Below are 204 nucleotides of genomic sequence, written 5' to 3' on the forward strand. Positions count from 1 at the left end.
TGCAGGGCCGAGCCGCCGGTGATCGACAGCGTGTCGCCGTCGATGTCGGAGGCGCCGGCCAGGATCAGGGCCTTGGAGATCGTGAGCGGGGAGTCCTCGGTGGTGCTCTGGTCCGCGACCGCACCGACGACGGGGTCGTCATTCACCGCGCCGACGCCGACGTTGAAGCTGCCGGTGGCGGTGCCGCCGTGGCCATCCGACAGG

The 204-nt window shown here is 71.6% G+C and carries 1 protein-coding gene; it reads right to left on the minus strand.

All coding sequences use genetic code 11. The features are described from left to right. The coding region (locus tag AAHM41_RS40535; protein ID WP_342242302.1) for a cadherin-like domain-containing protein at nucleotides 1–204 on the minus strand (204 nt) is incomplete at both ends.

The organism is Inquilinus sp. OTU3971 (assembly GCF_038440215.1).